Origin of the sequence: Escherichia sp. TW09308, assembly GCF_000208565.1 — a bacterium.
Taxonomy (GTDB): Bacteria; Pseudomonadota; Gammaproteobacteria; order Enterobacterales; family Enterobacteriaceae; genus Escherichia; species Escherichia marmotae.
In genome coordinates this window covers 2,648,742-2,674,576 of sequence record NZ_AEME01000001.1, presented here as the reverse complement: position 1 = coordinate 2,674,576, position 25,835 = coordinate 2,648,742, and the positions used below count along the sequence as shown (strand labels likewise).

Genomic DNA, 25,835 nt, shown 5'->3' with positions numbered 1-25,835 from the left:
ATTATGCTCACTCGCCTGCGCGAAATAGTCGAAAAGGTAGCCAGCGCACCACGCCTGAACGAGGCGTTAAATATTCTGGTTACCGACATCTGTCTTGCGATGGATACTGAGGTCTGTTCGGTCTACCTGGCCGATCACGACCGACGTTGTTACTACCTGATGGCGACCCGGGGATTAAAAAAACCACGTGGTCGCACTGTAACGCTTGCGTTTGATGAAGGGATCGTCGGTCTGGTTGGCAGGCTGGCGGAACCGATAAACCTTGCGGATGCGCAAAAACACCCCAGCTTCAAATATATCCCCTCCGTAAAAGAAGAGCGTTTCCGTGCGTTTTTAGGCGTGCCGATTATTCAACGTCGCCAGTTGCTTGGTGTACTGGTGGTGCAGCAACGCGAACTGCGGCAGTACAACGAAAGCGAAGAATCCTTCCTGGTGACGCTCGCCACCCAGATGGCCGCCATTCTATCCCAGTCGCAGTTGACTGCGTTGTTCGGGCAATATCGCCAGACGAGAATCCGCGCATTACCGGCCGCGCCCGGTGTAGCGATTGCCGAAGGTTGGCAGGATGCAACGTTACCCTTAATGGAACAGGTGTATCAGGCATCAACGCTGGATCCGGCGCTGGAACGTGAGCGACTGACCGGGGCGCTGGAAGAGGCGGCCAATGAGTTTCGCCGTTACAGCAAACGCTTTGCCGCCGGGGCGCAAAAAGAAACGGCGGCTATTTTCGATCTTTACTCACACTTGCTTTCCGATACGCGTCTGCGTCGCGAACTGTTTGCTGAAGTGGATAAAGGTTCGGTCGCAGAGTGGGCGGTGAAAACGGTCATTGAAAAATTTGCCGAACAGTTCGCCACACTAAGCGATAGCTATCTCAAAGAACGAGCGGGCGATCTACGCGCGCTGGGTCAGCGATTACTGTTTCATCTTGATGATGCCAATCAGGGGGCGAACGCCTGGCCGGAACGTTTCATTCTGGTGGCAGATGAACTGTCAGCGACTACCCTTGCGGAACTGCCTCAGGATCGCTTAGTCGGCGTTGTCGTGCGCGATGGTGCTGCCAACTCCCACGCCGCGATCATGGTGCGTGCACTGGGGATCCCCACCGTGATGGGCGCGGACATTCAGCCTTCGGTGCTGCATCGTCGGACGTTGATCGTTGACGGTTATCGTGGGGAATTGCTGGTCGACCCGGAGCCGGTGCTGCTACATGAATATCAGCGGCTGATTAGCGAAGAGATTGAGCTTAGCCGTCTGGCAGAAGATGATGTCAATTTACCCGCGCAGCTAAAAAGCGGCGAGCGCATAAAAGTTATGCTCAATGCGGGGTTAAGTCCGGAACATGAAGAAAAATTAGGCAGCCGCATTGATGGCATCGGACTCTATCGCACTGAAATTCCCTTTATGCTGCAAAGCGGCTTCCCGTCGGAAGAAGAACAGGTGGCGCAGTATCAGGGCATGTTGCAAATGTTTAATGATAAGCCCGTCACGCTGCGCACGCTGGATGTCGGTGCTGATAAGCAACTGCCTTACATGCCTATCAGCGAAGAGAATCCATGTCTTGGTTGGCGTGGGATCCGCATTACGCTCGATCAGCCGGAGATCTTTTTGATTCAGGTACGGGCGATGTTGCGTGCTAACGCCGCCACGGGCAACCTGAACATCCTGTTGCCGATGGTCACAAGTCTCGATGAAGTTGACGAAGCACGCCGCCTGATCGAGCGTGCCGGACGTGAAGTCGAAGAAATGATTGGTTACGCAATTCCTAAACCGCGTATCGGTATCATGCTGGAAGTGCCATCGATGGTATTTATGTTGCCGCATCTGGCAAACCGGGTCGATTTTATCTCGGTAGGTACCAATGATCTGACCCAGTACATTCTGGCTGTCGATCGCAACAACACGCGGGTGGCAAACATTTATGACAGTCTTCATCCTGCAATGCTTCGAGCCCTGGCGATGATCGCCCGGGAAGCGGAAGCGCAGGGGATCGACTTACGTTTGTGCGGTGAAATGGCGGGCGATCCCATGTGTGTGGCGATCCTCATTGGGCTTGGGTATCGCCATCTATCTATGAACGGACGCTCTGTCGCGCGCGTAAAATACTTGCTGCGGCGCATTGATTTTGCCGAAGCAGAAAATCTTGCTCAGCGCAGTCTGGAAGCGCAACTGGCGACTGAAGTTCGTCATCAGGTTGCGGCATTTATGGAGCGTCGCGGCATGGGTGGGCTGATTCGCGGAGGATTATAGCGCGGTTCCTATACATATCTTTTAACGGTATCCGGCAACCAGCCTGGTCCCCTTGTGCTATTATTCGCACCTTTGGAGCGCCTGAAACCTGCGGCGCGCATTTCAATCGCTGTTCTCTTTCAGCGAAATAACAAGAACTTGTGGTGACAGATGACCAGTAGCTATCTGCATTTTCCGGAATTTGATCCGGTCATTTTCTCAATAGGACCCGTTGCGCTTCACTGGTACGGCCTGATGTATCTGGTGGGGTTCATTTTTGCAATGTGGCTGGCGGGGCGTCGGGCGAATCGTCCGGGCAGTGGCTGGACCAAAAATGAAGTTGAAAACTTACTCTATGCGGGCTTCCTCGGTGTCTTCCTGGGCGGACGTATTGGTTATGTTCTGTTCTACAACTTCCCGCAGTTTATGGCCGATCCGCTGTATCTGTTCCGCGTCTGGGACGGCGGCATGTCCTTCCACGGCGGCCTGATTGGCGTTATCGTGGTGATGATTATCTTCGCCCGCCGTACCAAACGCTCCTTCTTCCAGGTCTCTGATTTTATTGCACCGCTCATTCCGTTTGGTCTTGGTGCCGGGCGTCTGGGCAACTTTATTAACGGTGAACTGTGGGGCCGCGTTGACCCGAACTTCCCGTTTGCCATGCTGTTCCCTGGCTCCCGTACCGAAGACATTCTGCTGCTGCAAAACAACCCACAGTGGCAATCCATTTTCGACACTTACGGTGTGCTGCCGCGCCACCCGTCACAGTTGTACGAACTGCTGCTGGAAGGTGTGGTGCTGTTTATCATCCTTAACCTCTACATTCGTAAACCGCGCCCAATGGGGGCTGTCTCAGGCTTGTTCCTGATTGGCTATGGCGCGTTTCGCATCATTGTTGAGTTTTTCCGCCAGCCCGACGCGCAGTTTACCGGTGCCTGGGTGCAGTACATCAGCATGGGGCAAATTCTTTCCATCCCGATGATTGTCGCGGGTGTGATCATGATGGTCTGGGCATATCGTCGCAGCCCACAGCAACACGTTTCCTGAGGAACCATGAAACAGTATTTAGAACTGATGCAAAAAGTGCTCGACGAAGGCACACAGAAAAACGACCGTACCGGAACCGGAACGCTTTCCATTTTTGGTCATCAGATGCGTTTTAACCTGCAGGATGGATTCCCACTGGTGACAACCAAGCGTTGCCACCTGCGTTCCATCATCCATGAGCTGCTATGGTTCCTGCAGGGCGATACCAACATTGCTTATCTGCATGAAAACAATGTCACTATCTGGGACGAATGGGCCGATGAAAATGGCGATCTCGGCCCGGTGTATGGCAAACAGTGGCGCGCATGGCCAACGCCAGATGGTCGTCATATTGATCAAATCACCACGGTATTGAATCAATTGAAAAACGACCCGGACTCCCGCCGCATTATTGTTTCGGCGTGGAACGTGGGCGAACTGGATAAAATGGCGCTGGCTCCGTGCCATGCGTTCTTCCAGTTTTATGTGGCAGACGGCAAGCTTTCTTGCCAGCTTTATCAACGCTCCTGTGACGTCTTCCTCGGCCTGCCGTTTAACATCGCCAGCTACGCACTACTGGTGCATATGATGGCGCAGCAGTGCGATCTGGAAGTGGGTGATTTTGTCTGGACCGGTGGCGACACGCACCTGTACAGCAACCATATGGATCAAACCCATCTACAATTAAGCCGCGAGCCGCGTCCGCTGCCGAAGCTGATTATCAAACGTAAACCAGAATCCATCTTCGACTACCGTTTCGAAGATTTTGAGATTGAAGGCTACGATCCGCATCCGGGCATTAAGGCTCCGGTTGCTATCTGATTTACGAAACATCCTGCCAGAGCCGACGCCAGTGTGCGTCGGTTTTTTTTACCCTCTGTTAAATTCTTCGAGACGCCTTCCCGAAATTTTGCAACGCCCTGCAACAACGTAAATAGTGCGGAAGACGCGCCGAGAAAATAGAAACAGGGCCTCGCCTTTTTTTCTCCTCGTCGCATACTGCCGACATGAAAACACAACGTGGTTATACGCTGATTGAAACACTGGTTGCGATGCTGATTTTAGTCATGTTAAGCGCAACTGGACTCTATGGCTGGCAATACTGGCAGCAGTCGCAACGGCTATGGCAAACCGCCAGCCAGGCGCGGGATTATTTGCTCTATTTACGTGAGGATGCCAACTGGCATAACCGCGACCACAGTATCAGCGTCATCAGGGAGGGAACGTCATGGTGTCTTGTAAGTGCCGCCGCAGGGACGAATACCTGTCATGGCCATTCACCGTTGGTCTTTGTGCCACGCTGGCCCGAAGTCGAAATGAGTGACCTGACCCCTTCGCTTACGTTCTTTGGCCTGCGCAATACCGCATGGGCCGGGCATATTCACTTCAAAAACTCAGCGGGCGAGTGGTGGCTGGTGATTTCGCCGTGGGGAAGACTCCGGCTTTGTCAGCAAGGAGAAACACAAGGATGTCTGTAAAAGAGCAAGGATTTTCGCTGCTGGAAGTGCTGATTGCTATGGCTATCAGTAGCGTATTGCTGCTGGGGGCTGCGCGGTTTCTGCCAGCATTACAGCGGGAAAGCTTGATTACAACGCGCAAGCTGGCACTGGAAGATGAGATCTGGCTGCGGGTCTACACCGTTGCGAAGCATCTTCAAAGGGCTGGTTATTGTCATGGTAACTGCACTGGTGAAGGGCTGGAAATTGTCGGGCAGGGTGACTGCATTATTGTGCAGTGGGACGCGAACAGTAACGGTATCTGGGATCGTGAGCCGGTAAAAGAGTCCGACCAGATTGGATTTCGTTTGAAAGAGCATGTGCTGGAAACGTTACGTGGTGCCGCATCCTGTGAAGGTAAAGGCTGGGATAAAGTCACCAACCCGGACGCCGTCATTATCGACACTTTTCAGGTCCTGCGTCAGGATGTCAGCGGATTCTCGCCGGTATTAACGGTTAGTATGCGCGGTGCCAGTAAGGCTGAACCACAAACCGTGGTGGATGCCAGCTATAGCGTAACAGGATTCAACCTGTGAACCGTGAACGGGGCGTTTCATCGCTGGCACTGGCCCTGATGTTGCTGGTATTGGGCAGCTTGCTGCTACAAGGAATGAGCCAACAGGAGCGCAGTTTTGCTTCTCGGGTGACTATGGAAAGCCAGTCATTGCGTCGTCAGGCAATTGTACAGTCGGCGCTGGAATGGGGAAAAATGCACACCTGGCAGACGCAACCCGTAGTTCAGTGCTCACAGTTCGCTGCAACCGGTGCCCGAGTTTGTCTGCGTTTACTGGCTGATAGTGAAATCTTGCTGATTGCCAGTTATGAAGGTGTTTCATTATGGCGAACAGGCGAAGTGAACGATGGAAATATTGCTTTTTCGCCACACGGCTGGAGTGATTTTTGTCCGCAGAAAGAGGTGGCGTTATGTCAGCTTCCCTGAAGAATCAACAGGGCTTTAGTCTACCGGAAGTGATGCTGGCGATGGTGCTGATGGTGATGATTGTCACTGCGTTATCCGGTTTCCAGCGAACATTAATGAACAGTCTTACCAGCAGAGGCCAGTACCAACAGCTCTGGCGGCATGGCTGGCAGCAAACGCAACTGCGCGCGATTTCGCCACCTGCCAACTGGCAGGTCAACCGAATGCAGACATCGCAGGCGGGATGTGTCAGCATCAGCGTTACGTTAGTTTCACCCGGGGGCAGAGAAGGCGAGATGACCCGCCTGCATTGCCCGAATCGTCAGTAGTCAGGAGCCGCTATGTTAAGGGTCTACCATTCCAATCGTCTGGACGTGCTGGAAGCGTTGATGGAGTTTATCGTCGAACGCGAGCGGCTGGACGATCCTTTCGAGCCAGAGATGATTCTGGTGCAAAGTACCGGTATGGCACAGTGGCTGCAAATGACCCTGTCGCAGAAGTTCGGTATTGCGGCAAACATTGATTTCCCGCTCCCTGCGAGTTTTATCTGGGATATGTTCGTCCGCGTATTGCCGGAGATCCCCAAAGAGAGTGCCTTTAACAAGCAGAGCATGAGCTGGAAACTGATGACTCTGCTGCCGCAACTGTTGGATTGCGAAGATTTTACCCTGTTGCGCCATTACCTGACTGACGATAGTGACAAGCGGAAACTGTTTCAGCTTTCCTCAAAAGCGGCGGACCTGTTTGACCAGTATCTGGTCTATCGCCCGGACTGGCTGGCTCAGTGGGAAGCGGGACATCTGGTTGAAGGGCTGGGAGAAGCGCAGGCCTGGCAAGCTCCATTGTGGAAGGCGCTGGTAGAATATACTGACGAGCTGGGGCAACCTCGTTGGCATCGTGCCAATCTCTATCAACGCTTTATCGAAACGCTGGAGTCTGCAACGACCTGCCCGCCAGGGCTACCTTCGCGCGTATTTATCTGCGGTATTTCCGCATTACCGCCAGTTTATCTACAGGCGTTACAGGCGCTGGGTAAACATATTGAAATCCATCTTCTGTTTACCAACCCTTGCCGTTATTACTGGGGCGATATTAAAGATCCTGCGTATCTGGCGAAACTGCTAACCCGCCAGCGTCGGCACAGCTTTGAAGATCGCGAATTGCCGCTATTTCGCGATAGCGAAAATGCCGGGCAGTTGTTTAACAGCGACGGCGAACAGGATATTGGCAACCCTCTGCTGGCCTCATGGGGCAAGCTGGGGCGAGACTACATCTATCTGCTTGCTGATCTCCAGAGCAGTCAGGAACTGGATGCCTTTGTCGATGTTACTCCAGACAGCCTGCTGCATAACATTCAGTCCGACATTCTGGAACTGGAAAACCGCGCCGTCGCAGGCGTGAACCTTGAAGAGTTTTCCCGCAGCGATAACAAACGGCAGCTCGATCCGCAGGATAACAGCGTCACCTTCCATGTTTGCCATAGCCCGCAGCGCGAAGTTGAAGTCTTGCACGATCGATTGCTGGCGATGCTGGAAGAAGATCCGACACTCACTCCGCGCGATATCATCGTGATGGTGGCTGACATCGATAGCTACAGTCCGTTTATTCAGGCGGTGTTTGGTAGTGCTCCGGCGGATCGTTATCTGCCTTACGCCATTTCCGACCGTCGGGCGCGACAGTCGCATCCGGTACTGGAAGCATTTATCAGCCTGTTATCGTTGCCTGACAGCCGCTTTGTATCGGAGGACGTTTTGGCGCTGCTGGACGTACCGGTGCTGGCGGCGCGGTTTGATATCACCGAAGAAGGGCTGCGTTATTTACGCCAGTGGGTCAATGAATCCGGCATTCGCTGGGGGATTGATGACGACAACGTTCGCGAGCTGGAACTTCCCGCCACCGGGCAACACACCTGGCAATTTGGCCTGACGCGTATGTTGCTGGGCTACGCGATGGAGAGTGCTCAGGGAGAATGGCAATCTGTTCTTCCTTATGATGAGTCGAGCGGCTTAATTGCAGAGCTGGTGGGGCATCTGGCGTCACTGCTGATGCAGCTCAACATCTGGCGTCGCGGGTTGGCACAGGAGCGACCGCTGGAAGAGTGGCTGCCGGTATGCCGCGACATGCTCAATGCTTTCTTCCTGCCGGATGCGGAAACCGAAGCGGCGATGACGCTTATTGAACAACAGTGGCTGGCTATCATCGCAGAAGGGCTGGGAGCGCAGTATGGCGACGTGGTGCCGCTGTCACTGTTACGTGATGAACTGGCACAACGTCTGGATCAAGAACGTATCAGCCAGCGTTTTCTTGCCGGTCCGGTCAATATTTGTACCCTGATGCCAATGCGCTCCATCCCGTTCAAAGTAGTTTGCCTGCTGGGAATGAACGATGGTGTTTACCCGCGCCAGCTCGCGCCGCTGGGTTTTGATTTAATGAGCCAGAAACCAAAGCGTGGCGACCGCAGTCGTCGCGATGACGACCGCTATCTGTTCCTGGAGGCGTTAATTTCCGCGCAGCAAAAACTCTATATCAGCTATATTGGGCGCTCCATTCAGGATAACAGCGAACGTTTCCCGTCGGTTTTGGTGCAGGAACTGATCGACTACATCGGGCAAAGCCATTATCTGCCGGGCGATGAAGCGCTTAACTGCGATGAAAGTGAGGCGAGGGTGAAAGCGCATCTTACTTGCCTCCATACCCGGATGCCGTTTGATCCGCAAAACTACCAACCCGGTGAGCGACAAAGCTATGCGCGCGAGTGGCTACCGGCAGCCAGCCAGGCAGGCAAGGCGCACTCTGAATTTGTTCAGCCACTGCCGTTTACCTTGCCGGAAACTGTGCCGCTGGAGACGCTACAACGATTCTGGTCACATCCGGTGCGAGCATTTTTCCAGATGCGCTTGCAGGTGAACTTCCGCACCGAAGACAGCGAAATCCCCGACACCGAGCCATTTATTCTGGAGGGACTTAGCCGTTATCAGATCAACCAGCAGCTATTAAATGCATTGGTCGAGCAGGATGATGCCGAACGTTTGTTCCGCCGGTTCCGGGCGGCAGGTGATTTGCCGTATGGCGCATTTGGTGAAATTTTCTGGGAAACGCAGTGCCAGGAGATGCAGCAACTTGCCGACAGAGTCATTGCCTGTCGGCAACCGGGGCAGAGTTTAGAAATCGATCTCACCTGCAATGGCGTGCAAATTACGGGCTGGTTGCCGCAGGTCCAGCCGGATGGTCTGTTGCGCTGGCGTCCCTCTTTGCTCAGTGTGGCACAGGGAATGCAACTTTGGCTGGAACACCTTGTCTACTGTGCCAGCGGTGGTAACGGTGAGAGTCGCCTTTTCCTGCGTAAAGACGGTGAGTGGCGTTTTCCGCCGCTTGCAGCCGAACAGGCTTTACATTACCTCTCACAACTGGTTGAAGGGTATCGTGAAGGAATGTCCGCGCCGTTACTGGTGTTACCTGAAAGTGGCGGCGCGTGGCTAAAAACCTGTTATGACGCTGAACACGATGTCATGCTGGATGACGAGTCCACTGTGCAAAAAGCCCGTACGAAATTCCTTCAGGCTTACGAAGGCAACATGATGGTGCGTGGAGAAGGTGACGATATCTGGTATCAGAGGCTCTGGCGGCAATTAACGCCAGAGACAATGGAAGCCATCGTTGAGCAGTCGCAACGTTTCCTGTTACCGCTGTTTCGTTTTAATCAGTCATGAGTGTTGTATAAAAATTGCGCAATCAATTTGCTTACTTTATGATGCGCACCAGTCACGGACTGATGGTTATATAGACATAGGCTGACTTGTTCAGCGCGAGATTAAATTCTGCCGGATGATTTACGTTAACATGTTGAATCTGGCTGAAAAATAAAGTTGATAATGAGGTCCGTGAATGCCCCGCAGCACCTGGTTCAAAGCAGTACTGTTGTTTGTTGCCCTTTGGGCACCCTTAAGTCAGGCAGAAACGGGATGGCAGCCGATTCAGGAAACCATCCGTAAAAGTGATAAAGATAACCGTCAGTATCAGGCTGTGCGTCTGGATAACGGCATGGTGGTATTGTTGGTTTCTGACCCGCAGGCGGTAAAATCCCTTTCTGCACTGGTGGTGCCCGTTGGATCGCTGGAAGATCCCGAGGCTTATCAGGGGCTGGCACATTATCTTGAACATATGAGCCTGATGGGGTCGAAAAAGTACCCGCAGGCTGACAGTCTGGCCGAATACCTCAAAATGCACGGTGGCAGTCATAACGCCAGCACGGCACCGTATCGCACCGCTTTCTATCTGGAAGTGGAAAATGACGCCTTACCAGGGGCGGTAGACCGCCTGGCGGACGCCATTGCGGAACCTTTACTCGACAAGAAATATGCCGAACGTGAGCGTAATGCAGTGAACGCCGAATTAACTATGGCGCGCACGCGTGACGGGATGCGTATGGCGCAGGTCAGCGCAGAAACCATTAACCCGGCCCACCCTGGTGCAAAGTTTTCTGGTGGCAACCTGGAAACCTTAAGCGACAAACCCGGTAATCCGGTGCAGCAGGCGCTGAAAAATTTCCATGAGAAATATTACTCCGCCAATCTGATGAAGGCTGTTATCTACAGTAACAAACCGCTGCAGGAGCTGGCGAAGATGGCGGTGGACACCTTCGGTCGAGTGCCGAACAAAGAGAGCAAAAAACCGGAAATCACCGTGCCGGTAGTCACCGATGCACAAAAGGGCATTATCATTCATTACGTCCCGGCGTTGCCGCGTAAAGTGCTGCGTGTCGAGTTTCGCATTGATAACAATTCGGCGGAGTTCCGTAGTAAAACTGATGAGTTAATTACCTATCTGATTGGCAATCGCAGCCCAGGAACGCTTTCTGACTGGTTGCAAAAACAGGGATTAGTTGAGGGCATTAGCGCCAACTCCGATCCTATCGTCAATGGCAACAGTGGCGTGTTAGCGATCTCTGCGTCCTTAACCGATAAAGGTCTGGCTAATCGCGATCAGGTTGTAGCGGCTATTTTCAGCTACCTCAATCTGTTACGCGAAAAAGGGATTGATAAACAGTATTTCGATGAACTGGCGAATGTGCTGGATATCGATTTCCGTTATCCGTCAATCACTCGTGATATGGATTACGTCGAGTGGCTGGCAGATACCATGATTCGCGTTCCCGTTGAGCATACGCTGGACGCGGTCAATATAGCCGATCAGTATGATGCTAAAGCAGTAAAAGAACGTCTGGCGATGATGACGCCGCAAAACGCGCGTATCTGGTATATCAGCCCGAAAGAGCCACACAATAAAATGGCTTACTTTGTCGATGCGCCGTATCAGGTCGATAAAATCAGCGAGCAAACTTTCGCTGACTGGCAGAAAAAAGCTGCCGACATAGCGCTCTCCCTGCCGGAGCTTAATCCCTATATTCCTGACGATTTCTCGCTGATTAAATCAGAGAAGAAATACGACCATCCAGAGCTGATTGTTGATGAATCCAATTTGCGTGTGGTGTATGCGCCGAGTCGCTATTTTGCCAGCGAACCAAAAGCCGATGTCAGCCTGATTTTGCGTAACCCGAAAGCGATGGACAGCGCCCGTAACCAGGTGATGTTTGCGCTCAATGATTATCTCGCAGGGTTGGCGCTTGATCAGTTAAGCAACCAGGCGTCGGTTGGCGGCATTAGTTTTTCCACCAATGCTAACAACGGCCTTATGGTTAATGCTAATGGTTACACTCAGCGTCTGCCGCAACTTTTTCAGGCTCTGCTGGAGGGCTACTTTAGCTATACCGCTACACCAGAGCAGCTTGAACAGGCGAAATCCTGGTATAACCAGATGATGGATTCCGCAGAAAAAGGCAAAGCGTTTGAGCAGGCGATTATGCCCGCGCAGATGCTCTCGCAGGTGCCGTACTTCTCGCGAGATGAGCGACGTAAAATTTTGCCCACTATCACCCTGAAAGAGGTGATGGCCTATCGCGACGCCTTAAAATCCGGGGCACGACCAGAGTTCATGGTTATCGGCAACATGACCGAAGCCCAGGCAACAACGCTGGCGCGCGATGTGCAAAAACAGTTAGGGGCTGATGGCTCAGAGTGGTGTCGTAACAAAGATGTCCTGGTCGATAAAAAACAGTCCGTCATTTTTGAAAAAGCCGGTAACAGTACCGACTCCGCACTGGCAGCAGTATTTGTACCGACTGGCTACGATGAATACACCAGTTCAGCCTACAGTTCTCTGTTGGCGCAGATTGTACAACCGTGGTTCTACAATCAGTTGCGTACTGAAGAGCAGTTGGGGTACGCCGTGTTCGCGTTCCCAATGAGCGTGGGACGTCAGTGGGGCATGGGCTTCTTACTGCAAAGTAATGATAAACAGCCTTCGTACCTGTGGGATCGTTACAAGGCCTTTTTCCCAACGGCTGAGGCGAAACTGCGCGCGATGAAGCCAGAAGAGTTCGCGCAAATCCAGCAGGCGGTTATCAGCCAGATGCTACAGGCACCGCAAACGCTGGGCGAAGAAGCATCGAAGTTAAGTAAAGATTTCGATCGCGGCAATATGCGCTTTGATTCGCGTGATAAAATCGTGGCACAGATAAAACTGCTGACGCCGCAAAAACTTGCCGATTTCTTCCATCAGGCAGTGGTCGAGCCGCAAGGCATGGCTATCCTGTCGCAGATTTCCGGCAGCCAGAATGGGAAAGCTGAATATGTGCATCCTGAAGGCTGGAAAGTGTGGGAGAACGTCAGCGCGTTGCAGCAAACAATGCCCCTGATGAGTGAAAAGAATGAGTGATGTCGCTGAGACACTAGATCCTTTGCGCTTGCCCTTACTGGGTGAGCGCCTGATTGAAGCCTCTGCCGGCACAGGCAAAACCTTTACGATAGCAGCGCTCTATTTGCGCCTGTTACTTGGACTAGGTGGTTCTGCTGCCTTTCCCCGCCCGTTGACCGTTGAAGAACTGCTGGTGGTGACCTTTACCGAGGCTGCCACCGCAGAGTTGCGCGGTCGTATCCGTAGCAATATTCATGAGTTGCGCATCGCCTGTCTACGTGAAACCACCGACAACCCTCTGTATGCGCGCCTGCTGGAAGAGATTGACGATAAAGCGCAGGCCGCGCAGTGGCTGCTGTTAGCCGAACGACAGATGGATGAAGCGGCAGTTTTTACCATTCACGGTTTTTGTCAGCGAATGCTCAACCTGAATGCTTTTGAATCCGGTATGTTGTTTGAGCAGCAACTGATTGAAGATGAATCGCTACTGCGCTACCAGGCCTGCGCCGATTTCTGGCGTCGCCACTGCTATCCTCTGCCGCGTGAAATTGCTCAGGTGGTCTTTGAAACATGGAAAGGGCCGCAGGCGTTGCTGCGCGATATTAATCGATATCTGCAAGGGGAAGCGCCAGTTATTAAAGCGCCGCCGCCCGATGATGAAACGCTGGCTTCCCGCCACGCGCAAATTGTGGCGCGTATCGATACCGTAAAACAGCAGTGGCGTGATGCGGTAGGTGAACTGGATGCGCTAATCGAATCTTCAGGTATTGATCGACGCAAGTTTAACCGTAGCAATCAGGCTAAATGGATTGACAAGATTAGCGCCTGGGCAGAAGAAGAGACCAACAGTTATCAGTTGCCGGAGTCGCTGGAAAAATTCTCTCAGCGTTTCTTAGAAGATCGCACAAAAGCAGGGGGCGAGACACCGCGCCATCCGCTGTTTGAGGCGATCGATCAATTACTTGCTGAACCATTATCGATCCGCGATCTGGTGATCACTCGCGCATTAGCTGAGATCCGTGAAACGGTAGCGCGTGAAAAACGCCGCCGTGGCGAACTGGGTTTTGACGACATGTTAAGTCGGCTGGATTCCGCGTTGTGTAGCGAAAGCGGAGAGGCGCTGGCGACGGCGATCCGCACGCGATTCCCGGTGGCAATGATCGACGAGTTTCAGGATACCGACCCTCAGCAGTACCGGATTTTCCGCCACATCTGGCACCATCAGCCGGAAACCGCATTGTTACTGATTGGTGATCCGAAACAGGCTATTTATGCGTTCCGTGGTGCGGATATCTTCACCTACATGAAGGCGCGTAGCGAAGTTCACGCTCATTACACGTTGGATACCAACTGGCGTTCCGCACCAGGAATGGTGAACAGTGTGAACACGCTTTTTAGCCAGACTGATGACGCTTTTATGTTTCGCGAAATACCGTTTATTCCTGTGAAATCAGCCGGGAAAAATCAGGCGCTGCGTTTCGTATTTAAAGGTGAAACGCAGCCTTCGATGAAAATGTGGCTGATGGAAGGCGAAAGCTGCGGCGTTGGCGATTATCAAAGTACCATGGCGCAGGTATGCGCCGCGCAAATCCGCGACTGGCTGCAGGCCGGGCAGCGCGGAGACGCGTTGTTGATGAATGGCGATGACGCGCGTCCGGTGCGTGCTTCAGACATCAGTGTGTTGGTGCGCAGCCGCCAGGAGGCCGCCCAGATACGTGATGCCTTAACGCTGCTGGAAATCCCTTCCGTTTACCTTTCGAACCGCGACAGTGTTTTTGAAACTCTGGAAGCGCAGGAGATGCTTTGGCTGTTGCAGGCAGTGATGGCGCCTGAACGTGAAAATACTCTGCGTAGCGCGCTGGCAACGTCAATGATGGGGCTGAACGCGCTGGATATCGAAATGCTGAATAATGACGAACATGCCTGGGATGCAGTCGTTGAAGAGTTCGATGGTTATCGACAAATCTGGCGAAAACGCGGCGTTATGCCAATGCTGCGGGCGCTGATGTCGGCGCGCAACATTGCAGAAAACCTGCTGGCAACGGCGGGTGGTGAGCGGCGTCTTACAGATATTTTACATATCAGTGAATTACTTCAGGAAGCGGGAACGCAGCTTGAAAGTGAACATGCGCTGGTACGCTGGTTATCACAGCATATCCTCGAGCCAGACAGTAACGCGTCCAGCCAGCAAATGCGCCTCGAAAGTGACAAACATCTGGTGCAGATTGTTACGATCCACAAGTCGAAAGGACTGGAGTATCCGCTAGTCTGGTTGCCATTTATTACCAATTTCCGCGTCCAGGATCAGGCGTTCTATCACGATCGTCACTCATTTGAGGCTGTTCTGGATCTTAACGCTGCGCCAGAAAGCGTCGATCTCGCTGAGGCCGAACGTCTGGCGGAAGATCTGCGTTTGCTTTATGTGGCGCTGACGCGTTCGGTCTGGCATTGCAGTCTTGGCGTCGCGCCACTGGTGCGCCGTCGAGGCGATAAAAAAGGTGACACCGACGTCCATCAAAGTGCGCTCGGACGCTTGCTGCAAAAAGGGGAACCAAAGGATGCGGCAGGACTTCGCGCCTGTATTGAAGCATTGTGCGATGAGGATATTGCCTGGCAAACGGCACAAACCGGTGATAATCAGCCCTGGCAGGTTAATGATGTTTCTACAGCAGAACTGAATGCGAAGACGTTACAACGTTTACCTGGGGATAACTGGCGGGTCACCAGCTACTCTGGTTTGCAGCAGCGTGGTCACGGTATCGCTCAGGATTTGATGCCACGGCTGGATGTTGACGCTGCAGGTGTGGTCAGCGTCGTTGAAGAACCGACGTTAACACCGCATCAGTTTCCGCGCGGAGCGTCACCGGGGACGTTCTTGCACAGTTTGTTTGAGGATCTGGATTTTACCCAGCCGGTTGAGCCTGACTGGGTGCGGGAAAAACTGGAACTTGGCGGTTTTGAAGCGCATTGGGAACCGGTGTTGACCGAGTGGATCATGGCTGTTCTCCAGGCACCGCTCAATGAAACGGGAGTCAGCCTGAGTCAGCTTTCCGCCCGCGATAAACAGGTGGAGATGGAATTTTATCTGCCAATTAGTGAACCGCTCGTCGCCAGCCAACTTGATGCGCTAATCCGCCAGTTTGACCCGCTTTCTGCTGGCTGCCCGTCGCTGGAGTTCATGCAGGTGCGTGGCATGTTAAAAGGCTTTATCGACCTGGTGTTTCGCCACGAAGGGCGTTATTACCTGCTCGACTATAAATCCAACTGGCTGGGTGAAAACAGCTCAGCATACACCCAACAGGCTATGGCAGCGGCGATGCAAGCACACCGCTATGATCTGCAATATCAGCTTTATACCCTGGCATTGCATCGTTATCTGCGCCATCGCATTGCTGATTACGACTATGAGCGCCACTTTGGCGGCGTTATCTATCTGTTCCTGCGCGGCGTTGATAAAGAGCATCCGCAACAAGGGATTTACGCGACCCGCCCCGATGCCGGGTTGATTGCCCTGATGGATGAGATGTTTGCTGGTATGACCCTGGAGGAGGCGTAATGAAATTGCAAAAGCAATTACTGGAAGCTGTGGAGCACAAACAGCTACGCCCGCTGGACGTGCAGTTTGCCCTGACCGTGGCGGGTGATGAACATCCCGCCGTCACCCTTGCGGCGGCACTGTTAAGTTATGATGCCGGGGAAGGACATGTCTGTTTGCCGCTTTCACGGCTGGAGAACAACGAAGCCTCGCACCCGCTCCTGGCGACCTGCGTCAGTGAAATCGGTGAGCTACAAAACTGGGAAGAGTGTCTGCTGGCTTCACATGCGGTCAGCCGGGGAGATGAACCTACACCAATGATCCTTTGTGGCGATCGTCTCTATCTCAACCGCATGTGGTGTAACGAGCGCACGGTGGCGCGCTTTTTCAATGAAGTGAATCATGCCATTGAGGTTGATGAAGCTCTACTGGCGCAAACCCTGGACCAACTTTTTCCAGTAAGCGATGACATTAACTGGCAAAAAGTGGCGGCAGCGGTGGCGCTGACGAGGCGGATCTCGGTGATTTCCGGTGGCCCCGGCACCGGTAAAACGACCACCGTGGCGAAGTTGCTGGCAGCGTTAATTCAGATGGCCGACGGTGAACGTTGTCGCATCCGTTTGGCTGCGCCGACGGGGAAAGCCGCCGCGCGCTTAACCGAATCACTTGGCAAAGCTTTGCGCCAGTTACCGCTGACGGATGAACAAAAGAAACGTATTCCGGAAGATGCCAGCACTCTGCACCGCTTGCTGGGCGCGCAGCCGGGCAGTCAGCGTTTACGCCATCATGCGGGTAACCCATTGCATCTTGATGTGTTGGTGGTCGATGAAGCGTCAATGATCGATCTGCCCATGATGTCACGATTGATCGACGCATTGCCCGATCATGCCAGAGTGATCTTTCTTGGCGACCGTGATCAACTGGCCTCTGTTGAGGCTGGGGCTGTTCTTGGCGATATTTGCGCTTATGCCAATGCGGGCTTTACCGCAGAACGAGCGGAGCAGCTAAGTCGCCTGACGGGGAGCTACGTTCCTGCGGGCAGTGGCACAGAGGCGGCATCTTTGCGCGATAGTCTCTGCCTTTTGCAAAAAAGTTACCGTTTCGGCAGCGATTCTGGCATTGGTCAGCTCGCGGCGGCTATCAATCGCGGCGATAAAACGGCAGTAAAAACCGTTTTTCAGCAGGATTTTACTGATATCGAAAAACGGATTTTACAGAGTGGCGAAGATTATATTGCGATGCTTGAGGAAGCTCTTGCGGGTTACGGACGCTATCTGGATCTGCTGCAAGCGCGTGCCGAGCCGGATTTAATTATTCAGGCATTCAATGAATACCAGCTTTTGTGCGCCCTGCGGGAAGGGCCGTTTGGCGTAGCCGGGCTGAATGAGCGAATTGAGCAGTTTATGCAACAGAAGCGCAAAATCCATCGCCATCCGCACTCGCGTTGGTACGAAGGCAGGCCGGTGATGATTGCCCGCAATGACAGCGCCCTTGGGTTGTTTAATGGTGATATTGGTATTGCACTGGATCGCGGGCAAGGAACGCGCGTCTGGTTTGCAATGCCGGACGGTAATATCAAGTCAGTGCAACCAAGTCGTTTACCGGAACACGAAACCACGTGGGCGATGACGGTACATAAATCGCAGGGGTCTGAGTTCGACCATGCGGCGTTGATTTTGCCGAGCCAGCGCACGCCGGTCGTGACGCGAGAGCTGGTTTACACCGCAGTGACCCGTGCGCGTCGCCGTTTATCGTTGTATGCCGATGAGCGCATATTAAGTGCGGCAATCGCCACACGTACCGAGCGGCGTAGCGGACTGGCAGCGTTATTTAGTTCGCGGGGATAAACGCGAATGCCTGATGCGACGCATACGCGTCTTATTATGCCCCCGGGCATTGCACATATCGCATCTGGCGATTTCAACCACTTACCCTAAATCCGCCATCAACGTCTTCGATTTGACGTAGGTCGGATAAGGCGTTCACGCCGCATCCGACGATGAGCGTCAATGCCTGATGCGATGCTAGCGTGTTTATTATGCCCCCGGGCATTGCGCATATCGCATCTGGCGATTTCAACCACTTACCCTAAATCCGCCATCAGCACTTTGGATTTACGCTGATAGTTGTACATCTGCTTTTTGCTCTCTGGCAGTGAATCAATATCCACCGGGGTAAAACCACGCTCCTGGAACCAGTGAATACTGCGCGTGGTCAGCACAAATAATTTGCTTAAGCCGCTTTGCCTGGCCTGGGCTGCGATACGCTCCAGCAGGACTTCACCACGGGAAGAACTGCGGTAATCCGGGTGTACCGCCACGCAGGCCATTTCGCCAATTTTCTCTTCCGGGAACGGATAGAGCGCAGCGCAGGCAATAGTTGTGTTATCGCGCTGAATAATGGTGAATTTGTCGATTTCCATCTCCAGTTGTTCACGAGAACGACGCACCAGAATACCTTGCTGCTCCAGCGGGCGGATCAACTCCAGAATACCGCCGATATCATTGATTGTTGCGCGACGAATCTGCTCGGCGCTTTCCATCACAATTTGCGTACCGATACCGTCACGTGAGAACAGCTCTTGTAGCAGCGCGCCATCTTCCTGATAACTGATTAAATGACAGCGACGAACACCGCTGCGGCAAGCCTTCACTGCACCACGTAAAAAGCGCACCGTACCGGAGTTGTAATCGCCTTTCTCTTCCTGAGCTTCTACCCGCGATTGCGCCTCGTTGGGGAAAAGCTCGGAGACGATGTCACCGTCGTCATTGGTGACCCCCTGTGAAGAGCAAAAACCAATCATCTTCTCGGCTTTCAGCTTGATGGCGAGTTGAGTGGCAATCTCTTCCGAGGTCAGGTTAAAACTCTCGCCAGTGACCGAAACCGCCACCGGCCCCATCAGCACAATTGCACCGCTGTCCAGTTGGCGATGAATCGCTTCTTCGTCAATCCGCCGGATGCGCCCACTATGACAGTAATCCACGCCGTCATCGACGCCCAGCGGCTGGGCAATAATAAAATTGCCACTGACGACGTTGATATGCGCTCCCTGCAATGGCGTGTTATTAAGGCTCATCGACAGGCGTGCAGTGATGTCCAGTTGTAATGTCCCCGCAGCCTGCTTCACCAGTTCCAGTGTTTTGCCGTCGGTCACACGTATATTTTTGTGATACAGCGGTTCGTGGCGATGCGCTGCCAGATTCGCATCTATTTGTGGACGCGCGCCATAGACCACGACCAGACGGATGCCGAGGCTGTGCAGCAACCCGATATCATTAACGATACTGGAGAAATTTTCATGCTCAATGGCTTCACCGCCGAGCATGATGACAAACGTTTTCCCCCGGTGGGTGTTGATATAGGGAACCGAATGGCGGAATCCCTCGACCAGCTCGGTTTTACGTTCCTTCACCACGGCACACCTCTTTGCATGATTATTCGAAATTAATGTATTTTTATTCTGTTTTTTTGCCGTGTGCAAGTGCAAATTTTATGCGTGAACATTTTTTTTATCAGTAATGCCGTGAATATAAAAAGAATGTTTACCGTTTTATAGATGACAGAATATGCGTCTTTCGCTAAAGTTTCCGGTCAAATTGGTCGTTTACTTGTTACACAGCTTAGATTTATTTGCTCGGGAGAGGCATGTCGGGATCCAACACTGCAATCAGCCGTCGTCGTTTACTGCAAGGCGCGGGTGCCATGTGGCTATTGAGCGTAAGTCAGGTGAGTCTGGCTGCGGTCAGTCAGGTCGTGGCGGTGCGCGTCTGGCCTGCGTCCAGCTATACCCGTGTAACGGTAGAATCAAATCGTCAACTGAAATATAAGCAGTTTGCGTTGAGTAACCCTGAACGCGTGGTAGTGGATATCGAAGATGTAAACCTGAACTCGGTGCTTAAGGGGATGGCTGCGCAAATTCGTGCTGACGACCCGTTCATCAAGTCTGCACGCGTCGGGCAATTTGATCCGCAAACCGTGCGGATGGTTTTTGAGTTAAAGCAAAACGTAAAACCGCAGATGTTTGCCCTCGCGCCAGTTGCCGGGTTTAAAGAGCGTCTGGTGATGGATCTCTACCCGGTCAATGCCCAGGATATGCAGGATCCACTGTTGGCACTGCTGGAGGATTACAACAAAGGCGATCTCGAAAAGCAGGTGCCGCCTGCGCAGAGTGGCCCACAGCCTGGCAAGGCTGGGCGCGATCGTCCTATTGTCATCATGCTTGATCCGGGCCATGGCGGCGAAGACTCCGGCGCGGTGGGGAAATACAAAACGCGTGAAAAAGATGTGGTATTGCAAATTGCCCGCCGTCTGCGCTCTCTGATCGAGAAAGAGGGCAATATGAAGGTGTACATGACGCGTAATGAAGACATCTTCATTCCGTTGCAAGTGCGTGTAGCAAAAGCACAGAAACAACGTGCTGACCTTTTTGTTTCTATCCATGCAGATGCCTTTACCAGCCGCCAGCCGAGCGGTTCTTCCGTGTTTGCGCTTTCGACCAAAGGCGCGACCAGTACTGCGGCAAAATATCTGGCACAAACTCAGAACGCCTCGGATTTGATTGGTGGCGTGAGCAAAAGCGGTGACCGCTATGTCGACCACACCATGTTCGATATGGTGCAGTCGCTGACCATTGCCGACAGCCTGAAGTTTGGTAGGGCAGTCCTGAATAAACTTGGAAAAATCAACAAGCTGCATAAAAATCAGGTCGAGCAGGCCGGGTTTGCTGTACTGAAAGCGCCAGATATTCCATCTATTCTCGTCGAAACGGCGTTTATCAGTAACGTTGAGGAAGAGCGCAAACTGAAAACGGCGACTTTCCAGCAGGAAGTTGCAGAGTCTATCCTCGCGGGGATTAAAGCGTATTTTTCTGATGGGGCGACGCTGGCGAGAAGGGGATAGTAAAAAAGCGCTGAATAGCGCTTTTTTTATGGAAGAGCAGAAATAAAAAAACACCCATAAGGGTGCTTAATAATTGGTTGCGGGGGCCGGATTTGAACCGACGACCTTCGGGTTATGAGCCCGACGAGCTACCAGGCTGCTCCACCCCGCGTCACCGTACTGCTTTTACTTCGTCAAATTTTGATTGGTTGCGGGGGCCGGATTTGAACCGACGACCTTCGGGTTATGAGCCCGACGAGCTACCAGGCTGCTCCACCCCGCGTCCGTGGATGCGCACTATACTCCGCTCGCGTTTTCATGCAACCTTTTTTTTACCCGGATCACGGAATTGGGATGTTTTTGAACAAAAACAAACCACTAAAGCCTATTTTTTGTGCAAAATTTGCGTCAGGGAGCGGCTACGCATTTCATTAAACCCAACGGTTTGTTATCTTCGTTGCGCCTTATTTTTTAACCTGAAGAAGAGAACAATGAAAGGACGTTGGGTAAAGTACCTTCTTATGGGCGCAGTCGTAACGATACTTGCCGCCTGCTCCTCCAAACCAACCGATCGCGGACAGCAATATAAAGACGGGAAATTTACCCAGCCTTTCTCTCTGGTGAACCAGCCAGATGCCGTTGGCGCGCCAATTAACGCCGGTGATTTTGCCGAGCAAATTAACCATATCCGTAACGCGTCGCCGCGTCTGTATGGCAACCAGAGTAATGTTTATAACGCGGTGCAGGAGTGGCTGCGCGCAGGTGGTGATACCCGCAATATGCGTCAGTTTGGCATTGACGCCTGGCAGATGGAAGGGGCGGATAACTACGGCAACGTGCAGTTTACGGGTTACTACACACCGGTAATTCAGGCGCGCCATACTCGCCAGGGCGAGTTTCAGTACCCTATTTACCGTATGCCGCCAAAACGCGGTCGTCTGCCGTCTCGTGCGGAGATCTACGCGGGGGCACTGAGCGATAAATATATCCTTGCTTACAGCAACTCTCTGATGGATAACTTCATTATGGATGTGCAGGGGAGTGGATATATCGATTTTGGCGATGGCAGCCCGCTTAACTTCTTCAGCTATGCCGGAAAGAACGGTCATGCCTATCGCAGTATTGGTAAGGTTTTGATCGATCGTGGCGAAGTGAAAAAAGAAGATATGTCGATGCAGGCGATTCGTCACTGGGGTGAAACGCACAGTGAAGCCGAAGTTCGCGAACTGCTGGAACAGAATCCATCTTTCGTCTTCTTTAAACCGCAATCTTTCGCGCCGGTGAAAGGGGCAAGTGCAGTGCCGCTGGTTGGCCGTGCGTCGGTTGCCTCTGATCGTTCGCTTATCCCACCAGGTACTACCTTGCTGGCAGAAGTGCCGCTGCTGGATAATAACGGCAAATTCAATGGTCAGTACGAACTGCGTCTAATGGTGGCTCTGGATGTCGGTGGCGCAATCAAAGGCCAACACTTCGATATCTATCAGGGGATTGGCCCTGAAGCTGGCCACCGCGCCGGTTGGTACAATCACTATGGTCGTGTCTGGGTGCTGAAAACGGCCCCGGGCGCAGGTAACGTTTTTAGCGGCTGATGTGATATTCTGTACGCCGTTTTTACGGATAAGCCAGGTGAGGGATAACCTCACCTTTTGATTGTTGACTAACTGCGCGTTGTTCATGCCAGATGCGGCGTGAACGCCTTATCTGGCCTACAAATTATGCAAATTCAATGTTTTGCAGGAGTTATGTAGGACTGATAAGCGTAGCGCATCAGGCATTTATGCGTTTAGGGTGAGGGATAACCTCACCCTTTTTAATTCTGAGGTGCTATGTCTGTTGTAATAAGTGATGCCTGGCGTCAGCGTTTTGGCGGCACAGCGCGTCTGTATGGTGAAAAAGCGTTGCAACTGTTTGCTGATGCGCATATTTGTGTCGTCGGTATCGGTGGTGTCGGTTCCTGGGCGGCGGAAGCTCTGGCGCGAACGGGGATTGGCGCAATCACACTTATTGATATGGATGATGTGTGCGTCACCAATACTAATCGGCAAATTCACGCGCTGCGCGATAACGTCGGGCTGGCAAAAGCTGAAGTGATGGCGGAACGTATTCGCCAGATTAACCCGGAGTGCCGGGTAACGGTGGTGGATGATTTTGTGACGCCGGATAACGTAGCGCAATATATGAGTGCCGGTTATTCGTATGTGATTGATGCCATTGATAGCGTGCGACCTAAAGCGGCGCTGATCGCTTATTGCCGTCGCAATAAAATCCCATTGGTCACGACCGGTGGCGCAGGCGGGCAGATTGATCCGACGCAGATTCAGGTTACTGATCTGGCAAAGACAATTCAGGATCCGCTGGCGGCGAAACTGCGCGAGCGCCTGAAAAGTGATTTTGGCGTGGTGAAAAACAGTAAAGGTAAGCTCGGCGTGGACTGCGTTTTCTCTACCGAAGCACTGGTGTACCCGCAGTCAGACGGTACGGTGTGTGCGATGAAAGCCACGGCAGAAGGGCCGAAGCGGATGGATTGCGCGTCAGGATTTGGCGCAGCAACGATGGTAACCGCCACCTTTGGTTTTGTTGCGGTTTCTCATGCGCTGAAGAAGATGATGGCGAAAGCGGCGCGTCAGGGGTAAACATTAGGTCGGAGGCGACGTCTGGTGCGTCTTATCCGACCTTGAACGTGCAACATCAAGCTTGCTTCGCCGCCGCGATAATCGCCTCGCTTAACGCATTCAGCCCTTGACTGCGTGAGGCGCTAAGTTGCGCACGCAATCCCAGCTCATCAAACAATGCCAGCGGCGACTGTGCCTGTAACTCGGCAGCGGTTTTCCCCTCCACTGCGGTCAACAACACGGCCAGCAGACCGCGCACAATGCGTCCTTCGCTATCACCAAAGAAATGCATCTTGCCGTTTTCAGCGACGCTATACCCCAACCAGACGCGGTTTTCGCATCCGGCAATCTCTTTGGCCTGCGCTTTTAACTCGTCTGGCAAAGCAGGAAGCTGTTTCCCCAGCATAATCAACTGGCGATATTTATCTTCCCATTGCGTCAGCGGCGCGAAAGTGTTGTGTAACGACTCTGCCGTTACGGTTGTACCGAACGGATGTCCGGCGAATTGCGGGTTCGTCATTAATCCACCAATAATTCCAGTGCGCGGTCAACGGCGTTCACCAGCGCATCCACATCACTCTTTGTATTATATGGCGCAAAAGAGGCGCGCAGAGTGCCGGTTACGCCTAATTCTGCCAACAGTGGCTGAGCGCAATGCTGCCCGGCGCGTAGGGCAATGCCATACTCCGCCAGCAGCGTTACCATATCGCTATGATGAACACCGGCGAAATCAAAGGCCAGCAGGCTGGAGTCCTGACAGCGGAATGAACGAAAGCCAGGACGTTTTGCCAGCGCCTCTTCTGCGAGCGTCGCCAGACTGCGACACCAGCTTTCTGCCTGGTTGATATCATAATCTGCCAGCCATTCCAGCGCCGCGCTTAACCCAATGACGCCTGCGACGTTGGGCGTTCCGGCTTCCAGTTTCCACGGCGCAGATTGAGTGGTGAAGCCGTCAAAACTGACTTCGTGGATCATTTTGCCGCCGCCCAGCCAGGGCGACATTGCTTCCAGCAGTTCTGGTTTGCCATACAGCACGCCGATACCTGTCGGGCCATAAAGTTTGTGACCTGAAAAAGCGTAGAAATCGATATCCAGTTGCTGAACATCGGCAGGGAAATGCACCGCCCCCTGAGCTCCATCAACCATCACCACCATTCCGGCGGCGTGGGCAAACGTAATCGCTCTCGCCAAATCCGGGCAACCACCGGTGACGTTCGACATCTGGCCCAGCGCCAGAATCCGGCTACGAGGAGTCATTAGCGCTGGCAATAAATCGACATCCGGCAACCGCTGCGCATTAAGCGGCAGTTTCACCACTTTGGCTCCAGTTTGTTGGGCGACCATCAGCCAGGGAACAAGATTGGCGTGATGTTCTGCCACACTGACAATAATTTCATCGCCTGGTTGCAGGCGTGGACGGGCATAACATTGCGCCACCATGTTAATAGATTCGGTGGTGCCACGTGTCCAGACAATAGTTTTGTCATCCGATGCATTCAGCAGTTGGGCGACTTTCTCCCGCGCGGCCTCATAACGTGCGGTTAACCGTTGGGCTTCGGCGTACTGGCTGCGATGCACGTTTCCAGCACTCAGGCTATAGAACTGTCGGGTTGCCTCAATAACGGCTTCGGGTTTGAGCGCAGTAGCGGCGCTGTCGAGATAGACGCCCGCATCCTGTAATGCGGGAAAGTGCGCGCGAAACGGCGCGGGATTAAAAACGTTCATGGTACTCCTCGGCTTGATAAACCGATCGTGGCGCAAAATTCACTTCGACACAAGGATAGCCCTAACCTTCGGATTCATCTGGATATCCAGGCGAAAGCGACTCGGTCGCTTATGCTTAATAGTGTTAGGCGTTAATTTTAGCCTGTTAATGAATTTTTATTGCGAGTGAATAATCGCTTTAAGGAGAAGAAGATGAAAAAGACTGCCGCAATTATCTCTGCCTGTATGCTGACTTTTGCCCTTAGTGCCTGTTCCGGTTCAAACTATGTCATGCACACCAACGATGGACGCACCATTGTTGCCGATGGCAAACCGATGACGGATGATGAAACCGGTATGATTTCTTATAAAGACGCTAATGGCAACAAACAGCAGATCAACCGCACTGACGTGAAAGAGATGGTCGAGCTGGATCAGTAATTCACGATCGCAAGGTAAAAAAAAGCACCGCAATTAGGCGGTGCTACATTAATCACTATGGACAGACAGGGTAAATGTACAGGAAGTGAAAAAAGGTAGCTTTGCTACCATGGTCTGAATCGCAGACCAATTGCAAACACAACAACACAACATCACAACCGTAAGCCAAAAGTTCACCAGAACACGCATTCCGATAAAACTTTTCGTTCCGGCTCAGGAAGTGCCGCCACTATAGGTATTTG

Annotated in this window: 18 protein-coding genes and 2 tRNA genes; 15 read left to right on the top strand and 5 right to left on the bottom strand. The window is 52.8% G+C overall.

Going from position 1 to position 25,835, the window contains the following annotated elements; genetic code table 11:
• Positions 1-3: 3 nt before the first annotated feature.
• The 11 genes from ptsP to recD all read left to right on the top strand — a co-directional run bounded on the left by ptsP (position 4) and on the right by recD (position 17,805).
• Positions 4-2,250 carry a phosphoenolpyruvate--protein phosphotransferase gene (ptsP, locus tag ESM_RS0112750; protein ID WP_000957931.1) on the top strand — a complete coding sequence of 749 codons (2,247 nt, stop codon included), beginning with the start codon at positions 4-6 and terminating at the stop codon, positions 2,248-2,250.
• 150 nt (positions 2,251-2,400) lie between these two features.
• Entirely contained in the window at positions 2,401-3,276 is an 876-nt protein-coding gene (gene lgt, locus ESM_RS0112745; protein ID WP_000204650.1) for a prolipoprotein diacylglyceryl transferase, read from the top strand.
• Positions 3,277-3,282: 6 nt separating this feature from the next.
• Positions 3,283-4,077 (top strand): thymidylate synthase, encoded by a 795-nt coding sequence (gene thyA, locus ESM_RS0112740; protein ID WP_000816232.1) that lies wholly within the window; start codon positions 3,283-3,285, stop codon positions 4,075-4,077.
• 185 nt (positions 4,078-4,262) lie between these two features.
• Positions 4,263-4,733 carry a prepilin peptidase-dependent protein gene (locus ESM_RS0112735; protein ID WP_000857060.1) on the top strand — a complete coding sequence of 157 codons (471 nt, stop codon included), beginning with the start codon at positions 4,263-4,265 and terminating at the stop codon, positions 4,731-4,733.
• Complete coding sequence (locus tag ESM_RS0112730) at positions 4,724-5,287, top strand: prepilin peptidase-dependent protein (RefSeq protein WP_000111600.1); 564 nt, start codon at positions 4,724-4,726, stop codon at positions 5,285-5,287. Before ESM_RS0112735 ends, ESM_RS0112730 begins: the two co-directional genes overlap by 10 nt.
• A complete protein-coding gene (locus ESM_RS0112725) occupies positions 5,284-5,691 on the top strand; it encodes a DUF2509 family protein (protein ID WP_001078543.1) in 408 nt (135 codons plus the stop codon). The genes ESM_RS0112730 and ESM_RS0112725 overlap by 4 nt, the downstream gene beginning before the upstream one ends.
• The gene (locus ESM_RS0112720; protein WP_001276464.1) at positions 5,676-5,999 is read left to right on the top strand and encodes a prepilin-type N-terminal cleavage/methylation domain-containing protein; all 324 of its coding nucleotides are present in this window, start codon (positions 5,676-5,678) and stop codon (positions 5,997-5,999) included. Before ESM_RS0112725 ends, ESM_RS0112720 begins: the two co-directional genes overlap by 16 nt.
• A 12-nt stretch (positions 6,000-6,011) precedes the next feature.
• Positions 6,012-9,380, top strand: a complete 3,369-nt coding sequence (gene recC, locus ESM_RS0112715) for an exodeoxyribonuclease V subunit gamma (protein ID WP_000946844.1) — start codon at positions 6,012-6,014, stop codon at positions 9,378-9,380.
• Between the two features lie 175 nt (positions 9,381-9,555).
• The gene (gene ptrA / locus ESM_RS0112710; RefSeq protein ID WP_001138272.1) at positions 9,556-12,444 is read left to right on the top strand and encodes a pitrilysin; all 2,889 of its coding nucleotides are present in this window, start codon (positions 9,556-9,558) and stop codon (positions 12,442-12,444) included.
• Complete coding sequence (recB, locus tag ESM_RS0112705) at positions 12,437-15,979, top strand: exodeoxyribonuclease V subunit beta (protein WP_010378549.1); 3,543 nt, start codon at positions 12,437-12,439, stop codon at positions 15,977-15,979. Before ptrA ends, recB begins: the two co-directional genes overlap by 8 nt.
• Positions 15,979-17,805 (top strand): exodeoxyribonuclease V subunit alpha, encoded by a 1,827-nt coding sequence (gene recD, locus ESM_RS0112700; protein ID WP_000775997.1) that lies wholly within the window; start codon positions 15,979-15,981, stop codon positions 17,803-17,805. Before recB ends, recD begins: the two co-directional genes overlap by 1 nt.
• A 236-nt stretch (positions 17,806-18,041) precedes the next feature.
• Here recD and argA read toward each other — a convergent pair whose 3' ends face one another.
• Entirely contained in the window at positions 18,042-19,373 is a 1,332-nt protein-coding gene (gene argA / locus ESM_RS0112695; RefSeq protein ID WP_000237970.1) for an amino-acid N-acetyltransferase, read from the bottom strand.
• A 230-nt stretch (positions 19,374-19,603) separates the two neighbouring features.
• Here argA and amiC point away from each other — a divergent pair, with 230 nt between their 5' ends.
• On the top strand, positions 19,604-20,857 hold the full coding sequence (gene amiC, locus ESM_RS0112690; RefSeq protein WP_000016909.1) for an N-acetylmuramoyl-L-alanine amidase AmiC: 1,254 nt from the start codon (positions 19,604-19,606) through the stop codon (positions 20,855-20,857).
• 74 nt (positions 20,858-20,931) lie between these two features.
• On the opposite strand, the gene ESM_RS0112685 is transcribed toward amiC, so the two are convergent.
• Both ESM_RS0112685 and ESM_RS0112680 read right to left on the bottom strand, forming a co-directional pair.
• Positions 20,932-21,008: transfer RNA gene (locus ESM_RS0112685), tRNA-Met, on the bottom strand.
• Positions 21,009-21,042: 34 nt separating this feature from the next.
• Positions 21,043-21,119 (bottom strand) — tRNA-Met (locus ESM_RS0112680).
• Between the two features lie 208 nt (positions 21,120-21,327).
• Between ESM_RS0112680 and mltA the strand changes: the two genes are divergently transcribed.
• Positions 21,328-22,425, top strand: a complete 1,098-nt coding sequence (mltA, locus tag ESM_RS0112675) for a murein transglycosylase A (RefSeq protein WP_000678632.1) — start codon at positions 21,328-21,330, stop codon at positions 22,423-22,425.
• Positions 22,426-22,662: 237 nt separating this feature from the next.
• Positions 22,663-23,469: a tRNA cyclic N6-threonylcarbamoyladenosine(37) synthase TcdA gene (gene tcdA / locus ESM_RS0112670; protein WP_000117724.1), complete on the top strand. Its 807-nt coding sequence runs from the start codon at positions 22,663-22,665 to the stop codon at positions 23,467-23,469.
• 55 nt (positions 23,470-23,524) lie between these two features.
• Here the strand turns inward: tcdA and csdE are convergent, their stop codons facing one another.
• Positions 23,525-23,968 (bottom strand): cysteine desulfurase sulfur acceptor subunit CsdE, encoded by a 444-nt coding sequence (csdE, locus tag ESM_RS0112665; RefSeq protein WP_000184239.1) that lies wholly within the window; start codon positions 23,966-23,968, stop codon positions 23,525-23,527.
• Entirely contained in the window at positions 23,968-25,173 is a 1,206-nt protein-coding gene (gene csdA / locus ESM_RS0112660; protein ID WP_010378541.1) for a cysteine desulfurase CsdA, read from the bottom strand. The genes csdE and csdA overlap by 1 nt, the downstream gene beginning before the upstream one ends.
• 192 nt (positions 25,174-25,365) lie before the next feature.
• Between csdA and ESM_RS0112655 the strand changes: the two genes are divergently transcribed.
• Positions 25,366-25,593 carry a YgdI/YgdR family lipoprotein gene (locus tag ESM_RS0112655; RefSeq protein ID WP_000750396.1) on the top strand — a complete coding sequence of 76 codons (228 nt, stop codon included), beginning with the start codon at positions 25,366-25,368 and terminating at the stop codon, positions 25,591-25,593.
• Positions 25,594-25,835 lie beyond the last annotated feature (242 nt).

Coding starts and splice junctions, on each gene's coding strand:
- mltA (WP_000678632.1), top strand. CDS start 21,328: ATGAAAGGACGTTGGGTAAAGTACCTTCTTATGGGCGCAGTCGTAACG.
- ESM_RS0112655 (WP_000750396.1), top strand. CDS start 25,366: ATGAAAAAGACTGCCGCAATTATCTCTGCCTGTATGCTGACTTTTGCC.
- ESM_RS0112730 (WP_000111600.1), top strand. CDS start 4,724: ATGTCTGTAAAAGAGCAAGGATTTTCGCTGCTGGAAGTGCTGATTGCT.
- csdA (WP_010378541.1), bottom strand. CDS start 25,173: ATGAACGTTTTTAATCCCGCGCCGTTTCGCGCGCACTTTCCCGCATTA.
- ESM_RS0112735 (WP_000857060.1), top strand. CDS start 4,263: ATGAAAACACAACGTGGTTATACGCTGATTGAAACACTGGTTGCGATG.
- recD (WP_000775997.1), top strand. CDS start 15,979: ATGAAATTGCAAAAGCAATTACTGGAAGCTGTGGAGCACAAACAGCTA.
- ptrA (WP_001138272.1), top strand. CDS start 9,556: ATGCCCCGCAGCACCTGGTTCAAAGCAGTACTGTTGTTTGTTGCCCTT.
- tcdA (WP_000117724.1), top strand. CDS start 22,663: ATGTCTGTTGTAATAAGTGATGCCTGGCGTCAGCGTTTTGGCGGCACA.
- ESM_RS0112720 (WP_001276464.1), top strand. CDS start 5,676: ATGTCAGCTTCCCTGAAGAATCAACAGGGCTTTAGTCTACCGGAAGTG.
- recB (WP_010378549.1), top strand. CDS start 12,437: ATGAGTGATGTCGCTGAGACACTAGATCCTTTGCGCTTGCCCTTACTG.
- ptsP (WP_000957931.1), top strand. CDS start 4: ATGCTCACTCGCCTGCGCGAAATAGTCGAAAAGGTAGCCAGCGCACCA.
- recC (WP_000946844.1), top strand. CDS start 6,012: ATGTTAAGGGTCTACCATTCCAATCGTCTGGACGTGCTGGAAGCGTTG.
- amiC (WP_000016909.1), top strand. CDS start 19,604: ATGTCGGGATCCAACACTGCAATCAGCCGTCGTCGTTTACTGCAAGGC.
- csdE (WP_000184239.1), bottom strand. CDS start 23,968: ATGACGAACCCGCAATTCGCCGGACATCCGTTCGGTACAACCGTAACG.
- lgt (WP_000204650.1), top strand. CDS start 2,401: ATGACCAGTAGCTATCTGCATTTTCCGGAATTTGATCCGGTCATTTTC.
- thyA (WP_000816232.1), top strand. CDS start 3,283: ATGAAACAGTATTTAGAACTGATGCAAAAAGTGCTCGACGAAGGCACA.